A 24405-nucleotide genomic window follows, 5' to 3' on the forward strand; every position below is an offset into this window, starting at 1 on the left:
TTGGAAGAATTGAAGTCTGCTAATTTATTGGATACCTTATCGTTTTTAGTGGACATTTTTTTCAAATTAATGGACAACCCCAGTTTCCTAGTTTTCTTTACTGACCAGGAGAAAAGATTTTAAGAGAAACAGACCAAACGTGTTGGTCTGTTCGATTGATGACCCAACTAGTTCATGATTGGAGGTTCTGTTTCCTCAGGGCTTAATTCGCGGATTAGCACCGGCACAGGATAATCAAAACCATCCACAGTTTCTAAACGAACCGAATACATTGTTTGCAATGCTTGATGATCTTCTTCGCGGAATGTCATTGTTCCCTTTGGTGTTTCGAAGGACATTCCTTCCATGAGCGGTATCAACGTATTACCATCTGCATTCCCACCAGATGCTTCCAATGCTGTAACAATTGCCACTGCCGCCGAGAATCCACCAGGTGTAAACAAGTCAGGTACTTCACCGTTAAAACGTGTTTTATGTTCCTCTACTAACCAATCATTTACTTCATTGTCTGGCAGCGTATGATAATAAACAGAAAATCCTTCCATTCCAACTAGTGGTCCCATCATCTGAAGCGCAACAATATCCGGTGCTCCCGTAGAAATTTTGATTCCTTTTTCCTGCAGTTTTAAATCTGCAATTTGATTCCATGGAGAGTTCGCACCAGCCCAAACAACAAATAAATAATCTGGTTTTGCTTCAACAATCTTTTGTAGATTGGAAGTAAAATCTGTTGCCGCCGGGTCTGCATATTCTTCGGCAACAATCTCAGCACCTAATTTTTCTGCTGCGTCCTTAAATGCCGAGACACCATCCCAGCCAAATGAGTAATCAGGTGCAAATGTTGCAATTTTGACGCCTTCACCTGCTATAGCTGCAGCCGCAGCATAGGCATCTTGGGAAGAATTCCGGGCAGTCCGGAATATATATGGATTGAATTCCGAGCCTGTAATGCTATCCGCAACAGCAGGTTCAACAATCATGATTTTTTCGTATTCCTCAGCAAGTGGAAGCACGGCTAAAGTGTCTCCCGAACTCGAAGATCCCACCAAGAAATCGACGCCATCATCTTCCAATAATTTTGTTGCTTTTTGCACCGCTACTTCCGGCTTTGTCTCTGTATCTTCCCAAACCACTTCGATTTTTTTGCCTGCAACCTCCATTGTTCCTTTTGTTGCATATTCGAGTCCAAGTTCAAACCCTTTTTGAGTTTGTTTTCCGTATGATTCCAATGCACCCGTTAAAGAAGCAAGCACCCCAACTTTAATTGTTCCGGCAGATTCCGCAGTTTCCGTACTATCTCCTGACGCTGTACCTTCTTCAGAGTTTGCCTCATCTTCTGTTGAAGTCGTTCCATCTTCACTACAAGCAACCATCAGTAAGAGAACTAATCCCATAATTAAAAATAATGACCAAAACCTTTTCAATTTTGTACCCCCCTTTATTTAATTAAAGCGCTTACAATTCCTGCTTCATGTATAAAATAAACTACTCCAGTTACAAATTAGTTACAAAGATGAAGCGGAACTATTATGTGAAAAAAAAAGCCAACTGCATACAAGATTACCTTGTAAACAATTAGCGTGAAATCATTTCAAAAATTTGTTCCGTTGTTTCCATTGGTTCAATAGCTAATTCATCTTCCAAAATTTTTACGCACTTTTCATACCACTTTACCGCTTGTGGACGGTTATCTTGATAATAGTAGGCAAGCATGATCAACCGGTAGCCCTCTTCCCATGTTTCTTCAAGCTGCAATAATTTCTGTGCCCACTCAATCGTCTTTTGAAACTCTTTTAATCGCGTATAATTTTGTGCAATTCGTTCCATCACAAGGATATAGAGTCGCCTTAATTCCTCTCTTTGCTGAGTTAGCCACTCTGCAGTTTGAAAATCCTCCAGCAAATCCCCCTTATAAAGTGAAGCAGCCAGATGCAGCCATTCTAAACCCATCTTCGGATTCTTTTCTTCCAGACCTCTTTGTGCACATACCTTAAAAACATCTATATCACTTGAAAAAGCAATACTTTGGTGCAGACGGTACATAGATTGTTTCCTCACAATATAGGCACTTTCGTCCCGTGGTGAGCGATTTGGTTCGATTACTTTTAGGCATGCATTGTAAACTACTTTAAAATCTCGATTCATTGATTGTTCATCACTGTTTGGCCACAAGGTGTGCATGATTTCTTCTTTTGAAACATATCTGTGGCGGTTGATATATAAAACTAAAAATAATTCCTTTGCTTTTTCCCTCTTCCACTCTTTATCGGCAATTTCGTCTCCATCCCGCATCATGATGAAGGGGCCAAATAACACAAGCTCAAAAGAATGTTTGGGTTTTGGCGAACCTCTTTTCACCTGCAATAGCTGTATCAGAGAATGGCTTTCTTCATTATTGTTTTGGGATACCCACTCGCTTGCAATTTCCAAGATTACGCTTAATCTTGGTCCCAACAAGGTTTGTTTCTGCAAGAAAAAATAATATTGGTGTTTTTGGCAAAGTGTCAAAAATTGCAAGAAGTAATGATTGAACTCTTTATTGCTTCCTTGTCGAAAAGAGATTAAGGCGAGCCAAAAGTTTGTCACCATCTCCCCGAAGTAATCAGGACTTTTTTGATAAAGAGTGTTTGCCTTTTGGGCACATTCTTTCGCTTTTCCAAAATTATCGCCTTCGACATAAATCACCGTAAATGCCGTCAATAGAAGAGCCGATACCCACTGATCCTGTACCCTCTCCGTTTCATATAGCCCCTGGTTCGCATAGGATATGGCTTCCTGAAGATATCCTTGACGTGATTTCACAAGCGCCAACCCCATATAACTTTCCGCTTTTGCCCTTGTTACATGAATTCCATCCATTAAATCGTTTGTTTTTAAATAGCAATTTTCGGCTGCTTTCAGGAATTTGGGGGATAGCAGCATCATTGCATGTCCTTTACGTAAATATGCTACAGCTTCTGCATATTCAGCATAGTCCTTTACACTATTTTGGATAGCCATTGTTGCATAATCAAAGGCTTCCTCAATATTGCCGATTAGAGTCAATATTAAAGCATGCAATACATCCGACTCCCGATGAGCATCCAGTGCAAGAATTTCCCGCCCCTCCCGTTTTTGGAATAGTCGGCCTGCTTCAACCAGTTTTCCCTGCCTAAGCAGCATACGCACGTCCAAATTACCTTTTATCAGGATATGGTCAGGCAATCCTTTTCTCTTTACTCTCTCCTCAGCTTCTCCTGCTCTGCCTAGATTCACCAAATTTTCGGCATATTGCCTTTCCAGCAAATATACTTCCTCTTGTTCTAGTTCAACTTTTTCCGCAAGCTCCAATGCCTCAATTAAATAGTTCTCCGCCAACGCGGGCTGGATTGTATCTAGATAAATATGAGCCATACCGGCATTTGCTCTTAAGGTAGCTAAGTCATCTTGCTGTATTTGTGCTAATCTTAAGCATTTTTCATATGCTCTCTTTGCTTTCTCATATTGAGCCCTAAAACGCTGACATTCACCCTCGTAAAAATACAGTATAAAGCGTTCTTCCTTTGTTTCTATGGACAACTCTTTGATTCTCTCTAAAAAGTGATCAAATTGACCGGCCTCTATAAAATAGCCGGCAAAGTGAACCAGACTGTCTGTAATCAACTGTTGATCTTTAGATTTGCCGCTATGATAGAGTGCCTTAATGGCTTTGTTTGTTTTTCTAAAGTAATCAGCTGCTTTTTTGTGAAGCGTGGTATATTTATGTTTATTTCTCTCCAAAAGCTTCATTTCCAGAAATTGATGAAAAAGTGCGTGAAAACGAAACTCTTCAAATCCGATTAACGGCTGAATAAATGATTGCCGTTTAACAACCGACTTTATCTTGGAGGCAACCTCTTCATCATAGATTGCACCAATTTCATCCAGAGTAAAAGATTGAAAGATACTACATTTTAATAGAGCATCTTTTTCTGCTTCATTCAACGTTTCAAAAACTTCTTCAGAAATATAAGCAAAAAAATCATGCAAGGATAGATTTGCAATTTCTTCAATCGGAAGCACCAGCTCATTTGATTGAAAGGCCAACAAACATACTGCAATAGCCCAACCTTCCGTGACAGAAAGAACTGCTTCGGTTTCTTCCGAGGTCAATTTTCTATCATAAAAATCTTCAAATAGCACTTGCACTTCTTCTGTGGTAAAGACAAAATCTTCCTCTTTACATTCGATGATTTTCCCATTCATACGAAGCGGTAAAAGACAATTCCAGTTTGGATAGATCCTCGAAGCTACAATGAGATGTATTTTTGGGGGTAGATTTTCAATAATCTTGTTCAGAATGAAATTTATCTGGAACACATGATGGACGACATGAAAATCATCAATTACGATAAATAATTTCTTATTAATTTTATAAAATTCATTGATGAAAAGGAGAGCTAGTTTATTTAATTCTTCAAGATTCAAGAAACTTGTAAAATTGTCCCATCCGCCCATAGAAGTCCCAAATTGGGGGTAGATTCGTTGAATACTATAAAACAAATGTCTAAAAAAAGGTAGAGTATCATCGTCTTCCTCTGTTACTTGATACCATGAAAACAGATGTTCACTATCGGCCATTAATTGGGCAAGTGCAGAGGTTTTCCCGAAGCCTGCTCCACTATGTACAATCGTTAATTTCATCGTCTCGCTTTTCGATAGTTTTTTCAATAAGTTCCTTCTTCTTAAATAGTAAATAGATGGATCCGGTGGAATAAGCTTTGACATAAGAATATTTTGCACTTGGCTAATCCCCTCCCCTTAAAGAAAAAAATACTCTTTCTAGAATAATATGATTAACTTCCAGAAAAAAATAAACTTTTTAGGATATTTTACCTTAAAATGCACTTCCTTGAAACTAAAAAAAGCAAAAGTCCGCGAACGAACTTCTGCTTATATTTTAGATAGGCTGAACCGGTAGGATATTAACAAATTCAGATTTGTATTGTACTTCGTTTTCATTTAGGAAGATATGAATATCTCCATAGTCATTCGAAGTACGAATGAGTCTTCCAATTCCTTGCTGAAGTCTTAGCTGCATAAATGGCAGCTCCACTTCTTCAAATGGATTTTCGGAGAACGCTCTTTTCGCATCGAATAAAGGATCTTGTGGAGGGAAAGGTAAATCATAAATGATGACACGCGTTAACGCTTCTTCCGGTAAGTCCAGCCCCTCCCACAAATGGTAAGAACAAAGAGTGTTTATAGTACCTTCCTGGAAATCACGTACGATTGCCGATAACTCACGATCGCCCTCGAAAGCCATTGACAATTTTGACATCATCGATAATTTTGATTTAAACGTAAGCATGGATTGCTTAGATTTAAATAAAATTAAGGTTTGCTGCTGTCCTTCCTGTAATAACTTTTCTACTGTGGCAGTTTTTTCTTCTTGTTTCAATTCATGCAAGTGCACCTTCATCACTTCTTCATAATCGAAAGGCGATGGCACACTAAAGGATTGATACTTTTTAATGCCTAAACTATAAGCAATATAAGAAAAATCTTTACCCACAGATAAAGTTGCTGACGAGAAGACAATAGGCAGTTTTTTAGAGAATAGTTTTTCTTCCAGCACATCCGTTATCAATCGCGGCATAATGACTAATGTTTCTTCGCCATCGGTTTCTTCCAGCCAGTCGACTGCATCGCCTTGGGCAATAAAAATACGGATCGCCGCTTGATATTGTTCCAGAAACTCTTCAGCCATATTTAATTCATATTCTGGTATCATATATAACTCAGATTCAAAGACAAACTCTTCCAATAATCGTTCCACATCGGCAATCAATTGTTTCCCGATGCTTAAAAGCCGATCCGATTTCTTGATCGCCTTTCTTTCCTCTTCTGAAGGAACAACATCATCACGAAGTTGATCAAAGAAAAGTTCATGATGGTCCTGCAATGTTTCCATGGCATATAGTGTTTTTTCCCGAACGCCATCCACCATTAAGCGTTCCAATAAGTTAACAATTGTATAGCCTTGAACCTTGACTGTCATTGCATTTTGGGCAGCGTATTCCAGTAAATGTCCTTCATCAAGAACAATCATTGATACTTCCGGAAGTAATGGCAATTGCCCTTCTCGCTCGCGGGATTCTTTCGTAGCTAGATGCTCCATAAGAAAATCCTGCGAACAAATAATTAAATCAGAAGAACTGCGATAGTGCGCACGATGCAGTGTTTGACCACAACGATTTCGCATATCGCACGTAGAGCATTGCATAATGGCATTGTAATTGACACTTTGCCAATCTTCGTCACTAATAGCCGAGTAATCGCTTCTAGCTCCATATGGACTAACCGTAAGCATAGACCCTTGTGCATATACACCATCTGGAATGGACATCGCTATATCGTCAATCCATTCCTCCGTCACAACTTTTTCAGTTTCTTCAAAGCGCTTTAGGCATAGATATTGGTTTCTTGATTTTGCTAATCGAACATCAATCGTTAACCCTAGATGTTCTGTCAGTTTATATATATCTCCGCCCTCTTTGACCAGCTGATCGATCAATGTCTCATCTGCACATGCTATAAGTGCAGGTCGACCTGTATAGCGGGCATAAGAAATCGCAGGTAAGAGATAGGCAATTGTTTTGCCGGTACCTACACCTGCTTCTGCAAACAAGACATTTTTTTCTTTCAATGCCTGTTCGATCTGATAGGCCATAAAAATTTGTTCGTCACGGCATTCAAAACCCTTTTCGGGTAATTCATCATATAATACATCGCCCATCCAATCACCAAGTGAATCGAAAAAGGAACGATCCTTAGAAAGTTCAAACGGTAAAGACTGTCTCATTCTTTTAATCTCCTTCATGAAAAGCGGAAGGTGCTTGCGCAAGCCTTTCCGTCGACGAAAGCGAAAACATCCCTGTTGTATCGTCGACATGACTCACATCGCTTTAGGTTTAACGATCCGCGACATGCAATCACCTTGCTGCTGGACACTGTTCGTAATTTATACTTTCATATAAAACAAAAAATATTGTCTTATTTGGATAAGACATTGAAACGGAAGGGAGTCCTCCCCCCTTCCGTTAAACCTTGCAATTTAGTTATCTCGTTTCGACTTTTGACCCCAATATTGATAGAGGTCTGTGCGAATAAACCCATTAAATAGTTTACGCTTCTTCGTCGCTTTCTTGCCATATAATTCTTCAAAATTTTCCATCGATGAAAGCATATAAACAGACCAGGTAGGATAATCTTTCATAACTTGTCCAAAGTCTCTTATCACTTTCTCGATCGTTTCTTTCTCACCAATTCGTTCTCCATAAGGAGGGTTTGAGATTATTACACCATCTGTCAGTCTAGTTGTAAAGTCTGTTGCCTGCATTTGCTTGAAAGTGATCATATCGCCAAAACCAGCTTCCAGAGCATTTTCCTGCGCGATTGATACCATGCGGTGATCGATATCCGAACCGACTATTTCAAGAGCTTGATCATAAATCGCTAAATCATCCGCTTCATTGCGCGCATCATCCCAGATTTTCGCCTTCATCCATGACCATTCCTCGGAAATAAACTCACGGTTATAACCAGGTGCAATATTTTGCCCAATCATTGCCGCTTCCAGTGGAATTGTTCCAGAACCGCAAAATACATCAACAAACGGTCTGCTAGGACTCCACTTTGAAATTTTCACTAGTGCAGCCGCTAATGTTTCTTTTAATGGAGCTTCCCCTTGAATTTGTCGATATCCGCGCTTATGTAGACCTGCACCTGAAGTGTCGATTGTGATAGTTGCTACATCTTTTAAAATTGAAACCTCAATTTTATATGTTGCACCCGATTCGTCTAAAAAACCTAAACGTTTATAGTGAATCTTCATTCGTTCAACGATGGCTTTTTTTACGATTGCTTGACAGTCGGGAACACTATATAATTTCGACTTTACTGATTTCCCGGATACAGGGAATGAAGCGTCGACTGGTAAATATTTTTCCCATTCAACCGCTTTAGTGCTTTCGAATAACTGGTCGAAAGTGTTTGCGGGAAATTCGGCAACGACGATTTTCACGCGATCTGCCACGCGTAGCCAAAGATTGCATCTTGCAATAGCCGTTTCATCGCCTTCAAAATAAACTTTTCCGTTTTCGACGCGTGTTTCATAGCCTAAATCTTGTACTTCCTGTGCAACAATTGATTCCAGACCCATTGCTGCTGTCGCCACTAATTGAAATTTTGTCATAATCCAATATCTCCTTGCTGTTCATATTCCCAAAATTGAAGGAATTCGACTAGTTCCTCCATCGGAACCGGTTTACTATAATAATAACCTTGTATAAAATCACAACCCATTTCGTTTAGATAGTTGAGTTGCTGCAAGCTTTCCACTCCTTCGGCAACAACTTGCATATTTAGCCGATGAGCCATTTTTATAATTGCATCCACAACCGCTTGCTTGTCTGCAAGGCTTACAATATGCTGAATAAAACTTTTATCTATTTTTAAGTAATCTACCGGAAATCGCACTAAATAGCTGAGCGAAGAGTAGCCTGTACCAAAATCATCTATTGATAATTTAAAGCCCAATTGCTTTAAGCGTACTAGCTTGCTTATTGTATCTTGATCACTATTCATGACTGTTCTTTCCGTTACTTCGATTTCAAAGTTTTGAGCAGATGTATTATTTTTCTCCAAAATCCTTTGGATCGATTCTAGAAAATTCGATTGCTGAAAATGGATACTCGATATATTGATTGAAATCGGTAATTTCGAATATCCTGCCTTTCTTAAATTCACCAATTCCTCACAGGCTTTTTCCAGGATGATTTCACTTATTGGAATTATCAGCCCTGTTTCCTCGGCATATGGAATAAACTCGGCAGGTGAAACAAACCCTAATTTCTCGCTGTTCCATCTAACCAATGCTTCTAATCCGACAACTTTGTTAAGTTTGACATCTACTTTTGGTTGGAAATACAATACAAAATCCCGGTGTTCAATAGCCTTCCTCAATTCAGAATCCAATAGAATGAGTCGGTTCGCATCTGTATTTAATTCGTCAAAGTAAAAGGAGAAAGAGCTTTTTCCTGACTGTTTAACATAATACATTGCCCTATCCGCCCTGTTCAAAAGATCTTCTGTTGTATTCCCATCATGCGGATAAATACTAATTCCTATACTTGTAGACACGAAAATTTCCTGATTATTTACTTTAACCGGTTTCTCGATTGCTCTTATGATTTCATCTGCAAATTGGGCAGCTTCACGAGGGTGGCGAATGTTTGTCAGTGTCAGAACAAATTCATCTCCTCCATACCTTGCAACGATATCTTTGGCTCTTAATAATTTTTTTAAACGGTTAGCAACTTCGACCAACAATAAATCCCCAAATTCATGACCCAATGTATCATTTACTTGTTTGAATCGATCTAGATCCAAGAAGAAAATTGCATGCTGCGAAATTCCATTTTTTGAGCCTTCGTTTAACAATGTTTCCATTTTTTCCAGGTAGCTAAAACGGTTATTTACTTCTGTTAACGAGTCTTTGAGAGCTCTCTCTTCCAATTGCTCTTCTACCCTTTTTCGTTCGGATAAATCTGTGAATATACCGCAATAATTCGTTAAATTGCCTTCATGATTTTTTATTTCTATAATTGATAGCCATTCAGGATAAATTTCTCCGGATTTTCTTTTATTCCAAATTTCTCCTTGCCAATTCCCGTTCTTTCTGATGTTTACCCACATCTCAGAATAGAATTGACGATTATGTACGCCCGATCGTAAAACTTTTGGTCCTTTCCCAACGACCTCATCCCTTTTATAGCCAGTTACATTTTCAAACGCACTATTAACAAACAAAATAGTCATCTTGTCATCGGTTACCATAATGCCTTCATTAATGTTTTCAAATACTGTTAGCAGTAAACTTGTTGTTTGAAGTAGATTTCCATTTTGTTGGTATAATTCTAAGTTATTAAATATTTCCCTCATATTGACGCTCCCATTCACTTAGAAACCTCGATTGACCCAAAGATGGCATTATCGATTCCTTTCTTTCACGGGTACTAGACCTTAAGCTTGTCTTTTCCGCTAAAAGAAAAGCTCTCCAATTTGAATGGAGAGCCTCTTATGTGACATGCATTACTTTTAGTTTGTGTAAATTGATGAATCCACCTACAACAGGGAGTTAAACCTATTAGTAAGAATGATTCATGCATGAGTAATAATATTAAAATCATAGAAATTCATAAGCCATGTTTTGTTCCCGGGTACTCAAACGGCGATTAGCCTCGTACGAATCGGGTAGTAATCATCTATCTACGAGAAATTACTTCTCGTCCCTCCATCCGTTCAATTCCTTTTGGAGAGTGCCCCTACCATAATTTGGGTTTCTCACTCGTGGGGTTTACCTCGTTCCACCTTTATGGTTTCCCATAAAGCTCCGTCACTGTGGCACTTTCAGGAAGTGTCAACCATATCGAAAACGACTTAGGTCTTCCTTCCGCCGTCAAGGTAATTACCTTGCCTTACCTTATTTTTTCAGTAAGCACGAACACTACGGTCATCTCAGAACCGTGCGAGCATGGACTTTCCTCTACAATAATATTGCAGCGATTACTCGAATTTGACTATGATAGAGTATACTATACTAAAAAATCATCAAAAAGACAACAATCGATTAGCATTTGGCATAAATTCGTCATAATTATAAAGGCAAGTACTGCTAACCTTACTAGATTTAGAAGTTATTCGAACAGTTTGCTTCCAAATACATGCTTTTCTAAATTTGAAAGACGCTTTAAAATATCAAAGTTAGTATTTCCTACTGTTGGAGGGGATACTTGTGGGCGTCTTGTTGTATTATTTTCAAGTTCTTCTTTTAATTGCTTGTTTTCAGCTCGCAATTCTTCGACAATTTTCTCAAAAGTATCATAATCTTCCATAATTTGATCTAAAAACTGATCTACTTGGTCAACACTGTAACCTTTCATCGCCTTTTTAAATTCTTTTTCCAAAATGATTTTTGAATTTAATTTAATTTCCATTCACATCGCCCTTCCATGCCATACGGTACATATTTCAATTATATCATAGACTGTTGCAAAAGGGATTGAAAGTAACCAATTTTAGAGAACTTAGCTATCGGAATTAATAAGATAACGCATTAGCCTATATCGTTGTATCTTGATGCCAAATTAAGCCTTCTCCCTTGACGCTAATCGACACAAACACACTTTTGTTGTCTAATCATGCGCTTGCCCGGGAAATTAATTTTTAAATATTCTGGAAATATTCCGATTCCTCTTTGGTCAACTTCCCTAATTTATCTCTTGATCAGTTTCATTTCAATCCTTTGAAGTCTTTTTAACCACTTGCCAGATAACTTTTCTGTTTGCTCTTTTTTCAAAAAGATATTGTTATTGATTAGGTTTATCCCTTGGTTTGTATAGTATATTGCTTTTTCATAGTCTTTAAATTGATGTTCATAAACTATTGCCAACTGCTCCAATGCTTTTAGTTTTTCTCGATTATCTATAAAAAATAAGGCTTTTTCAAAAGAATTTGCCGCTTCGGCAAATAGGCCATTTCTTTTTTGCTGCAACGCTAAATAATAGTGTGCCAATCCTGTATCAGCCTTATCAAAATTGTTTGTAACGGTAGATAATACATCCTGACTTTGATCACCATGCTTTAAATCTCCAAACCATTTCCCAATGTTCGTATACGTCGTAGCCGATTCGTATAATTCACGCTCAAGCAATAGATTGGTAGAGTGGATATAGAGTGTTACTAATGAAAGGAGATCCCATTCATTATGGTGGAGCACTTTCATTAATGCTTCAGCATTTCCACTTTTAACGGCATCCGTATAAATAATTGGTGCCAAAAATCCTGGTATATCACCCTGTCTTTTAAACCCGAGCTTTTCTTCTTCCACCTTTGTTAATTTCATTCTATCCAAATTATTTTTCCATATTCGTTTTGAACTATGTAATAAGTCAATTTGTTTTTGAGAGCGCAATTTAGGCAGGATGTGTTGATTTAATGTCCACCTTGTTTCCAATTGTGGCCAGTCAAAGCTTTTTCCATTATAGCTGACAACCGTTCTGCTATGCTGCCAAAACCTCGATTCAAATAAAAAGGCTGCTTCATTGGCTGGATCCGCCAATACATACTGGGTTAAAACAAAACGGTCGTCAAATGCTTCGAGCAGGCCCAATAAAAATATATTCGTTCCAACACCTTTTAAGCCGGTTGTTTCCGTATCGAAAAAGACAATCGATTCCTCGAAATCTACTGCATACGGATGCTCGATCGTCGTATTTTGCCACTTCTCTATCGCATCATACAAAGACCCCAATTGGTACGATCCATGCTGATGATGGAGTGGATAAGTCACCTCACGTTTAAATAGAACACCGAGATCATTCTCTATGACTGTTAATCCCGTACTTTCCCATTGTTCCATATAAAATGGTTTCTCCGGTAGCAGGAATGCAGGCTTTTCTTTTGGCTGTTCTTTCTTTTTGCCAAGTTTTTGTTTTAATTGCAGCATTTTATTTTCGTACGACATGGGAGATCACCCTATTTCATTCAATAAAATTGAAAGCACCTTGATTACTTTATCTTTGCTTTCATTCAAACTATCTTGTGCACCAATACAAGATGGGCAACCGCTTTTACACGGGCAATTTTGTACATGTCCAATCGTTTCTTCCAAAATTGGCCCTAAAATATCATATACTCTTTCTGATAATCCAATGCCTCCAGGATAACTATCATAGATAAAGAGAGTCGGTTTATCATTATGCGTGGATTTTACTTGCGGCACCACTGACAAATCACTTCTGTCACATTGAATATACAATGGAATAAATGAACCAATCGCATAGGCAGCACCTGTTAGTGCATCGGTCAACATCTCCTCCGACCAGTTTTCGGGCAAGTTAAAGGACATCCACGTAGCATTTGTATGCATTTCAAGAGGTGGAATATGTATTTTGCCAGAGCCAATATTATCATGAGTTTGAAAACGGATTTTCTTGAAGATTGTTGGAATTGCCAGGAGGCTTATATCCCCATAGCTGACGGTTGCGGAGTTGTAAGCCGCACTTTTGTCTTCATTTAGTATTTTTAATTCTACTGCTAGATTCGCATCTGTAAAATAGTCAACATCTACTTCCCGTACATATGCCTTTTTCTCTTCCCAATCCAATAATTCTACTTGAAATTGCGTTCCCTGGTGAAGATAAATTGCCTCTTCATGCAAAAGTGTCATGGCGCTGTACGTATCCATTTCACCAATGACTTTCGTTCCAGCCGGAATCGTCTGATCTATAATGACAACATTTTCCTGCGCAGCTGAACGTAGACTGATTTCATGTGCAGGAAAACGTTCACTCATCCAATACCAAGTTGAACTTGTCTTGACGAGCACACCTTCATCCTGCAAAAACTCAAGCAGTTCCTGTACCTCAAATTCCCCATAAGTATCTGACGCGGAAAAGGGCAATTCGAAGGCTGCACATTTCAAATGGTCCATTAAAATCAGGATATTTTCCGGGTTGATCAATGCTTCTTCCGGTGAACTACCCAATAAATAGGTTGGATGATTCACAACATATTGATCCAGTGCTGTTGAGTTTGCTACATATATAATCAATGCCGAGTCCTGTCTTCTCCCTGCTCGCCCAGCCTGTTGCCATGCACTCGCAATATTGCCCGGGTAACCTGTCATGATACATGCTTGCAATTGTCCGATATCTACACCTAACTCTAAGGCATTTGTACTGACCACAACTTGTATCGTTCCATCACGCAAACCTTTTTCGATTTTACGCCGTTCTGTTGGCAGGTAGCCCCCTCTGTATCCCCGGATCGATTCATCCTGGATTTTGTTTTTTGTGAGGCTTTTTAAGTAGGTGACGAGCATTTCAACTCGCACACGTGATTTTGCAAAGACAATCGTTTGAATCCCGGCTTCAAATAAGCGGGTAGCCAAATCTCGAACTTCCAAGATACTGCTCCGCCTTACGCCAAAAGTCGGGTGCACAATGGGCGGATTATAAAATAGAAACGTTTTTTTGCCTACGGGCGCACCGGAATCCGCAATCAGCTCATGCTGTGTATTTGTTAACTTTTCTGCCAGTTCTTTTGGATTTTTGATCGTTGCGGAAGTACAAATAAAAATTGGATTACTTCCATAAAAAGCGCAAATTCTTTTAAGCCTGCGAATTACGTGTGAAACGTGGCTTCCAAAAACTCCCTTATATGTATGCAATTCATCTATTACGATATACTTCAAGTTTTCAAAAAGTGATACCCACTTTGTATGATGCGGCAATATCCCCGAATGCAGCATATCAGGATTTGTCATGACAATATGCCCTGCTTTTCTAATTTTTTGCCGGATGGCAGGTGCTGTATCTCCATCATAGGTATAGCTTAGAATTTCTTCCTCCATATCCTCAATTAGCTCATTTATATCCGATTTCTGGTCTTGGGCAAGTGCTTTTGTAGGGAAAAGATAGATTGCTCTACTCGACTTATCTTCCAGAATCTTTTGCAAAACAGGCAAATGATAGCAAAGTGATTTCCCCGAAGCAGTAGGTGTCACAGCTGTAAAGGATTTACCGTCAAGCGCTAAATCAAATGCTTCTCTTTGATGTGTATACAGCTGTTCGATCCCTCTTGACTCTAAAGCTTTTTTTATGGAAGGATGCAGTTCTTTGGGAAATGACGCATATTTGGCAGGTCTTGCTTCCAATGTGTGCCAATGCAATATATTTTGTTTTAGTTCTTCATCAAACCGCCATTCAGTAAGCAGATCATCAATCGATCGTTTTTTATTGAACATCCGCTTCTTCACCCTCCTCTAAATATCTTAAAAAGAAAGATAGTGTGTAATGCACGGATTGAACGGATTGAATAAAGCGTTTTTTACTTGTTTCCTTATAAAACGATTGCACGACAAATTGATTCATCGCATCCACAACGTTTTGAATTTGGGATTTATGCATATATTTTGGATTATTTTCTTGTATCCATTTTAACGCACTTTGTTGCCAATCTATTAAAACGGATTGATAGTAATCCGCATGTGGTTTCACTTCTTCAAAAAATTGAGGTGTTGCGTCGAGTTCACGCTGTTTAAAAAAGCGACTAATCGACGCATCACACTCATTTAATAATTGCTTTGATAGTTCTATTAGTTGCATTTTAGTACCTCTTAAAAGTTTATATTTCTTCTTTTAATTGTACCAAAAATTCATTGTTAACACTAGTAATAGGGGAACAGGCATTCTTTACATGAAACTGCTTTTCTGCTAAGCTTACTTTTTGATAAGTAGTTCCTAGTTGAGAAAAAATTTGGTTGTGAATTTGAGATCTTTCATTGTCAATTTTCGCAGTCATTATTTGATCTATACACTCAAGTTGTGAAATAAGCATTTGAATTCGATGCATGGTCATTCCTCCTTTAGGAGTTTAAATTCCTTGCAGCCATTCAAATCCCTTCCAACATGCCAAAACTAGACAAAGGTTGCTAAAACAACAAAATTTTCGATATGTTATGTTAAAAGTGGGTATTACTTTAAGAAGGAGTGTTTTTTTCGATGATTCATTATCCAAATGGCAAACCATACAAGCCCAGTGAGCCGCCAAAGACAAAAACTACTTCAAAGAAAAAAGATTTCTCCTTTAGCAATCGAGGAAAAACACTTGAAGAAGAAATTAACGAAACAAACACTTACTATCTAAATCAACAAATTGCAATTATTCATAAGAAACCTGTTCCGGTGCAAATCGTCAAAGTAGAGTATCCATCAAGGAGCGCAGCAGTTATTCGAGAAGCATACTTCCGTACACCTTCGACTACTGATTTTAATGGTGTTTGGAATGGATACTATATTGACTTTGAGGCAAAGGAAACAGAAAGCAAAACCTCCTTCCCATTAAAAAATGTCCACCAGCATCAAGTAAACCATATGAAAGAAGTGACAAATCAAAAAGGAATCGCATTTACGGTAGTCAAATTTACAACTTTGGACCGTTATTTCATTGTACCTTTCACCGTTTTGCATGAAGCTTGGCTAGAGATGGAAAATGGCGGCAGAAAATCGATTCCATTAAGCGTATTTGAATCAAAAACCATTGAAATCAAACCCGGTTACAATCCTAGGATTGACTACATAACCGCAATAAAAAATATGATCACAAACGATAATTAATTGTTTGCTAAAGTGAGGAGATTAATTTGGCTGAAAAACGTCGAACTCGCGAGGAATTAAAGCGTGAGCGTGAATTACAAAAGAAAAAACAGAAAAAACCGGTTGGAAACTGGGTTAAACGAATCCTTCTAGCCATTGTCATTATAGGCGTTGTTGGATTAATAGGCGGTGCAGGTCTGTTTGCAGTTTATGCAAGCTCAGCACCGGAGCTGGACGAAGAATTACTGAAAGATCCGGTATCATCTGAATTCTATGATGCCAATGGCGAACTATTCGCATCAATCGGTGCGGAAAGTCGAAAATATGTGGAATATGAAGATATACCGCAGAACATGATCGATGCAATTCTCGCAACGGAGGATGTTCGCTTCTTTGACCATTTCGGTCTTGATATCTGGCGTTTAGGAAGTGCCGTTGTTGCCAACTTTACACAAGGCTTCGGCTCTCAAGGTGCAAGTACAATCACACAACAGGTAGTAAAAAACTCATTTTTAAGCAACGATAAAAAGTTAAAACGTAAAGCACAAGAGGCTTGGCTTGCTATCCAGCTTGAAAGGCATTATGAAAAAGAAGAAATATTCGAAATGTATTTCAACAAAATACTTATGTCGGGTCGAATCTACGGATTTGGTACGGCTTCGGAGTACTTCTTCGGCAAAAAACCTAGTGAATTGGAGCTGGATGAAGTAGCATTGCTAGCTGGTATGCCACAAAGTCCGAACAGATACAACCCATATAAAAACCCTGAACGTGCACAACAACGCAGAGATTTAGTGCTTGACTTAATGGTGCAGCATAAGAAGATTACGGAAGAAGAAGCTGCTGCTGCAAAAGAAATTGATGTTACTTCCCGTCTACTTCCAGAAGAAGAACGCCAATCAGTAGCCGGTACTAAATATGATGCCTTTTTGGATGTTGTATTGGATGAGCTTGAGGAAAAAGGCGATGGAGAAGCACTTGCAGAAGGACTTAAAGTTTACACAACACTTGATCCAAATGCACAGCAAACTGTTGAAAGTATCATGAATAACCCTGAAAACTTCCCTACCGAAGACATTCAAGCAGGCGTTTCAGTCGTGGATACAAAAACAGGTGAGATTTTGGCCATAGGTGGTGGCAGAAACTATGCTGACCGAGGCTACAACTTTGCACACGATTTAACAACCCGCTCACCGGGTTCTACAATCAAACCATTACTTGACTATGGCCCGGCCATAGAAAATTTAAATTGGTCTACAGGTCAAACGATTTCAGATGAACCAATGACCTATTCCAATTCAGAGCAGGTTATCACAAATTTTGATAATAATTATCTAGGTAAAATGACGGTACGTGAAGCATTGTATCAATCCCGTAACGTCCCAGCAGTAAAAACGCTTCAAGAAGTGGGTATAGGTGACGCAGAACAATTTATTAATAAGCTTGGAATCGAAACAGAAACAATCTATGAGTCAGACGCAATCGGTGGCGGTAAAATTACGATGAGTCCAATTCAAATGTCGGCCGCCTATGCTGCATTTGGAAACAATGGGATTTATAACGAACCTACTGCAATTAAAGAAGTAGAATACCGAGACGGATCCAAAAAGTCGTATGCTTCCAAGCCGGAAGTGGCGATGAATGACTATACAGCATATATGGTAACAGATATTTTGCGTGATGTTGTCAGCACAAAACCTGGCGCTTCAGGTACTGCGGCAGCCGTTTCAGGCTTGGATATCGCTGGTAAAACGGGAACAACAAACTATGCTGCAGATGAATTTGACAAGTTTGATTTACCGGAAAGCAGTGTTCCGGACTCTTGGTTCTCAGGCTACACTACAAACTACTCCATTTCCATTTGGAGCGGTTATTCAACTCGCGGGGAACCAATCACCACTTGGGATGAGCGACGTTTACCGCAACGACTATTTAGTTCGATTATGTCAGAGATTTCGGCTAATGTGGAAACCGCTGAGTTTAAAAGACCAAGTTCAGTGGTGGAGGCAACAATTGAAGTTGGAACAAGTCCCCTTCAATTAGCTAGTGACTATACACCGTCGGATAAGCGACGTACAGAATTATTCGTTAAAGGGACAGAACCGACTCATGTATCGGAGGAATTTGTGCAAGAGGATCTTAATGCCCCAACGAACTTACAAGCAAATAATGTTGAAGATGGTCTAATAGATTTATCTTGGGAATTCACACCTCCAGGCGAAGAAGACAGTGATATCAATTTTGAAGTATCGATGGCTGTTGACGATGGAGAACCAGTTGTCATTACGACAACACCAGACAAGCAAGTATCTGTTTCAAATATTGAAGCTGGACGTAATTACACGTTCACAGTAGTTGCCGTATCAGGCGATGTGCGAAGTGAACCTGCTTCCGTCTCTATTCTTATCGATGGTGCGATAGAAGAACCTGAAGTTGACTCCCCTGAAGATCCTGAAAATCCTGAAGACGGAAATGGAAATGACGAGGGAGAAAACGGGAACGGCAATGACAATGGTAGCGATAATGGCAATGGCAACAACGGAAACGGCAATAACGGCGAAGGCAATAATGGAAACAGCAATGGTGATGGAAACGAAAATGACAACGGAGAAATCGAAGAAAATGAAGATTTCGAAGAGTGGTTTGGACCGGGAGATGAAGGCGAAGTAGAAACACCTACTGAGCCAACAGATCCAACTGAAACACCAGAATAACTTATATTAAGCAAAAGGGCGATGAAAAATTAAATTTTTTCATCGCCCTTTTTTGCGGTTTTATTAGGGATTATTCGTTATTCAAATGCGAATATCTGTTTCTAGCTTATATTGCGCCGCTGAGGAGCTGGATTCTGCTAGTGCGATCTCATCCGAGCTTACGTTTGGATATTTTAGTGATGATTGTTGCCCGGCTTATCTAGTTAGAGCTTACTTTAGGACATTTCAGGTGATTGTTGCTCGGTTTGTCCTAATAATAATGCCTGCTTTAGGACATTTTAGTGGTATGAAGACTTTACCCCCACTAAAATCAAAACCGAAACCTATTCAAACCACCCGCCTAATTCATAAGAGTAATTAAATTCAATAGTCCCCCACTATTCTTAAAGTTCACCAAAATAAAAAAAACGACCCAAAGCAAAAATTTTCGCTTCTGGGTCGCTCTATTTCATTTAATTTATTATGATTTAATGCGTAAACGGGCCAGCCGCTTCTTTAGTTCTTTAAATAGTTCGTCCAGCTGCCTGAAGCAAGCATATTGGCCTGGACGCATTTTTATAAATTGTAAGCGTTCCATGCCGTTGATTGGAAGCACCTCGTATTCTTCACTTTCAAGGATAGAGAGTGAAGTGGTTTCCGAACAATTTATAATACAATTTTCGAATAGTTGAATTCCCTCGTCCATTAAGGATTTTGCTTCGCCATTGCGAAGATCGTGAGCTTTATGAATCAGGCTGCTTAATTCATTCCATTGTTCAAAATATGGATCTACCAGTTCTTTTACAATGGCCCCCTGATTAACCTTGATCATAGTTGCTTCACCAACCCTTTTTTCAGACGCTTCTGTCCTTCTCGGCAATCGTCAAGAAGTGGACAAATATGACATTGAGGATTTTGGGCTTTACAATGATAGCGGCCAAAAAAGATAAGCTGGTGATGGGTTTTCGACCAATTTTCTTTTGGCGTCTTTTTCATGATTGTTTCTTCCACTTCCAAAACTGTGTCCTTTATTCTGCACAGGCCCAGACGTTTGGAAACACGTTCCACGTGGGTATCCACTGCAAGAGCAGGAATATCAAAAGCAACGGATAAGACGACATTTGCGGTTTTTCGGCCAACACCTGGCAGTGTGACAAGCTGTTCACGGCTTTGCGGAATTTCACCATTGAACTCAGTTAGTAATTTCTCGCACAAAAGTTGTATATTTTTTGCTTTATTTCGATAGAGGCCAATCGATCGGATATCATTCTGTAATTCCTCTAGTGGAACAGCCAAATAGTCTTCTGGCGTTTTATATTTCTGAAATAAAGTTTTCGTTACTTTATTGACAAGAACATCGGTACATTGTGCTGATAAAAGTGTTGCAATCGTTAACTCAAAAGGGCTATCGTGAACAAGCTCGCAATGTGCATCCGGGAACATTTCACCCATTACTTCCAAACAATGCTCCCATTGTTTTTTCGTAAGCATCGCTACACCCCCTATTCTCTTTCCTCTAACCAGTTGTAAAAGGAAACTTTGGTCTTATTTTCTTGCGTGATTGTGGCTTTTGGCAACACAGCAGTTGTCTTGCTATGGAATTGTTCAGTATGTTTTTCGATTTGTTTAATGGATGTAATATTTTTCTTTTTCCATTCAAATAAAATTCGATCTATATAACGCAGCGAAATCTTGCCTGCCAGCACTGCCTCTTTTAATGCTGCTTTTATGACGGCCGGTGAGTGATGATCTGTATCAATCCACATGGAAATTGTTTCAATTTCCATAGGGGATAGCAGGCGCCCGAATTCCTGCTCAAAAATCGTAAAGATTTCCCCTTCTTCATTTTTTTCAATTTCTAATTCTTTCTGTAATGAAGAAGCTTCGATATAATCGAGAATTCTTTCCCATAATGGATATAAGGAATATTTTTCATATACTATCCCATTGGCATCAATTCCTTGGGTAATCTCCAAAAAGCCTTTTTGCATAAGCCTTTGTAATTTCAAACTGATTTCGTTTTCACTAAAATAGATTCTTTCCACTAAATCACTTGGTGTCGGAAAATCATTCTGCTCCGAGTGAAAGGCCAATAAATGCAATAATAGAAGTGCTTCGTCATCCGAAATCTTTAATGCTTTATAATGCTGGAAAAACAGTTTTGGAATTGACACATTCCCCTGCTCAATCCACATATGGAGTCGTTGATATTTCTTGTTCATACTAAAGACTCCTTTCTATATCAAATACGCTTAATGTCTTGTACTTATCGTTTACTACATCGCTTTGGGTGATACTCGAATCCTGCCTGAACAATTATGGAAATACTAAGGAAAGCGCCCGTACGAAACGAGCGCTTTGTTTTTTATCTAATGGAATTCGACAAGCTAAATCGCTCTACTTATGGGTATAAACGATTTAAAAGTCTTGGGAATGGGATACTTTCGCGAACGTGCTCTGCTCCACTAATCCATGCCACTGTACGCTCCAGTCCTAATCCGAAACCAGAATGCGGTACTGAACCTTGTTTGCGTAAATCTAGATACCATGCATACGCTGATTCATCCAGATTGTGTTCGGCAATACGTTGTTTTAATAGATCGTAATCATGGATACGTTCTGATCCACCGATGATTTCTCCGTAGCCTTCCGGTGCAATTAAGTCTGCACATAAAACAACATCATCGCGTTCCGGATGCGGCTGCATGTAGAATGGCTTGATGCCTACGGGATAGCAAGTGATAAATACTGGTTTATCATAGTGCTCCGCAATCGCTGTTTCATGAGGTGAACCGAAATCGTCACCCCACTGAATATCGTCGAAACCTTTTTCATGCAAGAATTTAATCGCATCATCGTAAGAAATACGAGGGAATGGCGCTTGAATGTTTTCTAGCTTGGATGTGTCGCGGCCAAGTCGCTCTAATTCAAGCTTGCAGTTTTTCAACACTGATTGAACAATGTAAGCAACATATTGCTCTTGTACTTCAAGGTTTTCTTCAAATTCTACGAAAGCCATTTCTGGTTCAATCATCCAGAACTCAATCAAATGACGACGTGTTTTTGACTTTTCTGCACGGAAAGTAGGACCAAATGAAAATACTTTTCCCAACGCCATTGCGGCTGCTTCCATGTAAAGTTGTCCAGATTGAGAAAGATAAGCATCTTCATCGAAGTATTTTGTCTGGAATAGCTCGGAAGTACCTTCAGGTGCAGAGCCAGTTAAAATAGGTGGGTCAATTTTAACAAAGCCATTACTATTGAAGAATTCATATGTTGCTCGAATTACTTCGTTACGAATTTTCATGATTGCATGTTGTTTACGTGAACGTAGCCATAAATGACGGTTGTCCATCAAGAATTCTACACCGTGCTCTTTTGGCGTTATTGGATAGTCCACTGCAGCATGAATTACTTCAATGCCAGTAATAGCCAACTCACAGCCAAAGCTTGAACGTGTGTCTTCTTTTACAACACCTGTAACATACATGGATGTCTCTTGAGTCAAACCTTTCGCTGTAGCAAATAGCTCTTCTCCGACTTCCTCTTTTACAATTACTCCTTGCACAAAGCCGGAGCCATCTCGTAATTGCAGGAAGGCAATTTTGCCGCTTGACCGTTTGTTTGCTAACCAAGCACCTAATTTTACAGTTTCGCCAATATGTCCTGGCATGTCTTGAATCATAATTTTTTTCATAGTTGTTCCTCCGTCAAAAAACTAATCAAGTTAAAATTCATCATCCAACCCCAGCTGGATGAATAACCAGCTTGCAAACCAGCGTGTCTTCTGCCATGCCTGCAAACTGTTAAGTTAACAAAAATTAGTCTTGCCATTTTGATTTCACGAAATTATCCATGCGACGAACCGCTTCTTCCAGGTTCTCTAAAGAAGTAGCATAGCTTAAACGAATAGTGGATGGTAATCCAAAGCCCGAGCCCGGTACTACTGCAACATTCGCTTCAGTAAGAAGGGCTGTTACGAATTCATCCACGGATGTGTATCCCGTTTTTTGTGCAGCTTCCGAAACATCCGGCAATAAATAAAATGCGCCTTGCGGTTTGATCACATTATATCCTGGAATTGCATTTAATTTTGGATAGATTGTTTCTAGGCGAGACTCAAAAGCCGCTCTCATCTCTTCTACTGAATCCTGTGATCCGTTGTAAGCTTCGATGGTAGCATATTGTGATGTAGTTGTTGGATTGGAAGTTGAGTGTGATGCAAGATCTGTCATCGATTCAATAATCTCTGCATTTCCAGCTGCATAACCAATACGCCATCCAGTCATTGAATGAGATTTCGCTACACCATTTATAACAATTGTACGAGCTTTCACTTCTTCAGAAATTGACGCAACAGAAAAATGTTCTAATCCATTGTATAGAAGTTTTTCATAAATTTCATCCGATACGATTAATAAATCCTTTTCTACAGCAACTTCTGCTATAGCCATTAACTCTTCACGTGTATAGACCATTCCGGAAGGGTTGCTAGGTGAATTAATAATAACTGCTTTTGTTTTTGGCGTTACTGCATCCCGTAATTGATCCGCTGTAATCTTGAAGTTTTGTTCACTAGTACTTTCAACGTATACCGGAACTCCGCCAGCCAGTTTTACTTGTTCAGGATAGGAAACCCAATAAGGGATTGGAATAATCACCTCATCACCTTCGTTCAAGATGACTTGGAATAAAGTATAGAGAACGTGTTTTGCTCCTATCCCTACAAGAATTTCACTTGGCTTATAATCAAGTTGGTTGTCTCGAGCCAACTTGTCGATAATCGCTTTCTTTAAAGCAGGCAGTCCGCCGGCCGGAGTATATTTTGTATACCCTTGATACATTGACTCTGCTGCAGCATCAAGAATATTCTTTGGTGTATTGAAATCTGGCTCTCCTGCTCCTAAACCAATCACATCAATACCATTTTCTTTTAACTCTTTTGCTTTTGCAGTAATGGCTAAAGTTGCTGATGGTGTTAATGTTTTAACACGATTGGCTAATAATTCTCTCATGAAACATCTACTCCTCTACAAGTTCAAAATGCGTTTCCACCATTGTCCGTCCTCAAATATGATATAAACATAGTTGAGCTTTTCATCTCCGTTAGTATAAGTAATTTCCCAAACGGGACCGATTTCTTCCTCATAGCCTAATTTTGTATGAAGGACTTCCTCTACTTCAACTTCGTTATTTAAAACCGACAATGCCTGTTCCTTAGTAACACCGTCTTGCAAAAACACTTCCTGAATCGACTTTTCTTCTAAACTGATCGGAACAAATATTGCCTTTTCATTACCATCCTCGTCTTCCCCGAACACAGTAACGTACGGTTTATTACCATTATAAACATACGAGTCCGATACAGCTGCCAATGAATTAGTTGTTAAAGTCAGCTCTTCTGCCTTCTCCTCAATTTCATCGAAAGGTTCGTCGGATTTCCAAATTACGAGTACAGAAATAACAAGTGCCAAAGAAACAATAAAAACGGAAATGAAAATTATCCAGTTCTTCATCGAATCACCTTCATT

At 39.1% G+C, this 24405-nt stretch carries 19 protein-coding genes and 1 other RNA gene; 2 read left to right on the plus strand and 18 right to left on the minus strand.

The features are described 5' to 3' along the window. Window positions 1–167 precede the first annotated feature (167 nt). From QYB95_RS09760 to QYB95_RS09810, 11 genes are all read right to left on the minus strand, one after another. On the minus strand, window positions 168–1394 hold the full coding sequence (locus QYB95_RS09760) for a substrate-binding domain-containing protein (protein WP_425609194.1): 1227 nt from the start codon (window positions 1392–1394) through the stop codon (window positions 168–170). 181 nt (window positions 1395–1575) lie between these two features. Continuing rightward, complete coding sequence (locus QYB95_RS09765; RefSeq protein WP_301138155.1) at window positions 1576–4761, minus strand: AfsR/SARP family transcriptional regulator; 3186 nt, start codon at window positions 4759–4761, stop codon at window positions 1576–1578. Window positions 4762–4918: 157 nt separating this feature from the next. Beyond that, window positions 4919–6823, minus strand: coding sequence for an ATP-dependent DNA helicase (locus QYB95_RS09770; protein WP_301138156.1), 1905 nt, complete (start codon window positions 6821–6823; stop codon window positions 4919–4921). A 252-nt stretch (window positions 6824–7075) separates the two neighbouring features. After that, complete coding sequence (locus tag QYB95_RS09775) at window positions 7076–8215, minus strand: THUMP domain-containing class I SAM-dependent RNA methyltransferase (protein ID WP_301138157.1); 1140 nt, start codon at window positions 8213–8215, stop codon at window positions 7076–7078. After that, entirely contained in the window at window positions 8212–9963 is a 1752-nt protein-coding gene (locus QYB95_RS09780; RefSeq protein WP_301138158.1) for a putative bifunctional diguanylate cyclase/phosphodiesterase, read from the minus strand. Before QYB95_RS09780 ends, QYB95_RS09775 begins: the two co-directional genes overlap by 4 nt. Window positions 9964–10216: 253 nt before the next feature. Beyond that, window positions 10217–10599, minus strand: an RNA gene (rnpB, locus tag QYB95_RS09785) — RNase P RNA component class B. 119 nt (window positions 10600–10718) lie between these two features. Further along, window positions 10719–11018 (minus strand): cell division regulator GpsB, encoded by a 300-nt coding sequence (gpsB, locus tag QYB95_RS09790; RefSeq protein ID WP_301138159.1) that lies wholly within the window; start codon window positions 11016–11018, stop codon window positions 10719–10721. Between the two features lie 278 nt (window positions 11019–11296). Next, window positions 11297–12547 carry a ribonuclease H-like domain-containing protein gene (locus QYB95_RS09795; RefSeq protein WP_301138160.1) on the minus strand — a complete coding sequence of 417 codons (1251 nt, stop codon included), beginning with the start codon at window positions 12545–12547 and terminating at the stop codon, window positions 11297–11299. Between the two features lie 6 nt (window positions 12548–12553). Further along, window positions 12554–14830: a DEAD/DEAH box helicase gene (locus QYB95_RS09800; RefSeq protein WP_301138161.1), complete on the minus strand. Its 2277-nt coding sequence runs from the start codon at window positions 14828–14830 to the stop codon at window positions 12554–12556. Then, complete coding sequence (locus QYB95_RS09805) at window positions 14820–15191, minus strand: YppE family protein (RefSeq protein ID WP_301138162.1); 372 nt, start codon at window positions 15189–15191, stop codon at window positions 14820–14822. The genes QYB95_RS09800 and QYB95_RS09805 overlap by 11 nt, the downstream gene beginning before the upstream one ends. 19 nt (window positions 15192–15210) lie before the next feature. Continuing rightward, window positions 15211–15438 (minus strand): endonuclease, encoded by a 228-nt coding sequence (locus tag QYB95_RS09810; RefSeq protein WP_301138163.1) that lies wholly within the window; start codon window positions 15436–15438, stop codon window positions 15211–15213. 149 nt (window positions 15439–15587) lie between these two features. Between QYB95_RS09810 and recU the strand changes: the two genes are divergently transcribed. Then, window positions 15588–16202: a Holliday junction resolvase RecU gene (gene recU / locus QYB95_RS09815; RefSeq protein WP_301138164.1), complete on the plus strand. Its 615-nt coding sequence runs from the start codon at window positions 15588–15590 to the stop codon at window positions 16200–16202. A gap of 26 nt (window positions 16203–16228) precedes the next feature. Then, window positions 16229–18895: a penicillin-binding protein 1A gene (locus tag QYB95_RS09820; protein ID WP_301138165.1), complete on the plus strand. Its 2667-nt coding sequence runs from the start codon at window positions 16229–16231 to the stop codon at window positions 18893–18895. A 460-nt stretch (window positions 18896–19355) separates the two neighbouring features. On the opposite strand, the gene QYB95_RS09825 is transcribed toward QYB95_RS09820, so the two are convergent. The 7 genes from QYB95_RS09825 to QYB95_RS09855 all read right to left on the minus strand — a co-directional run bounded on the left by QYB95_RS09825 (window position 19356) and on the right by QYB95_RS09855 (window position 24390). Further along, window positions 19356–19706, minus strand: coding sequence for a YpoC family protein (locus tag QYB95_RS09825; protein WP_301138166.1), 351 nt, complete (start codon window positions 19704–19706; stop codon window positions 19356–19358). Beyond that, a complete protein-coding gene (gene nth / locus QYB95_RS09830) occupies window positions 19703–20365 on the minus strand; it encodes an endonuclease III (protein WP_301138167.1) in 663 nt (220 codons plus the stop codon). Before nth ends, QYB95_RS09825 begins: the two co-directional genes overlap by 4 nt. A gap of 11 nt (window positions 20366–20376) precedes the next feature. Next, window positions 20377–21096 carry a DnaD domain-containing protein gene (locus QYB95_RS09835; protein ID WP_301138168.1) on the minus strand — a complete coding sequence of 240 codons (720 nt, stop codon included), beginning with the start codon at window positions 21094–21096 and terminating at the stop codon, window positions 20377–20379. A 179-nt stretch (window positions 21097–21275) separates the two neighbouring features. Further along, a complete protein-coding gene (gene asnS, locus QYB95_RS09840) occupies window positions 21276–22571 on the minus strand; it encodes an asparagine--tRNA ligase (RefSeq protein WP_301138169.1) in 1296 nt (431 codons plus the stop codon). Beyond that, complete coding sequence (locus tag QYB95_RS09845) at window positions 22568–22708, minus strand: hypothetical protein (protein ID WP_301138170.1); 141 nt, start codon at window positions 22706–22708, stop codon at window positions 22568–22570. The genes asnS and QYB95_RS09845 overlap by 4 nt, the downstream gene beginning before the upstream one ends. Further along, window positions 22696–23889, minus strand: coding sequence for a pyridoxal phosphate-dependent aminotransferase (locus QYB95_RS09850; RefSeq protein ID WP_301138171.1), 1194 nt, complete (start codon window positions 23887–23889; stop codon window positions 22696–22698). Before QYB95_RS09850 ends, QYB95_RS09845 begins: the two co-directional genes overlap by 13 nt. A gap of 15 nt (window positions 23890–23904) precedes the next feature. Then, the gene (locus QYB95_RS09855; protein WP_301138172.1) at window positions 23905–24390 is read right to left on the minus strand and encodes a cell wall elongation regulator TseB-like domain-containing protein; all 486 of its coding nucleotides are present in this window, start codon (window positions 24388–24390) and stop codon (window positions 23905–23907) included. Between the last annotated feature and the right edge of the window lie 15 nt (window positions 24391–24405).

Source organism: Ureibacillus aquaedulcis (assembly GCF_030418165.1).
Lineage (GTDB): Bacteria > Bacillota > Bacilli > Bacillales_A > Planococcaceae > Ureibacillus > Ureibacillus aquaedulcis.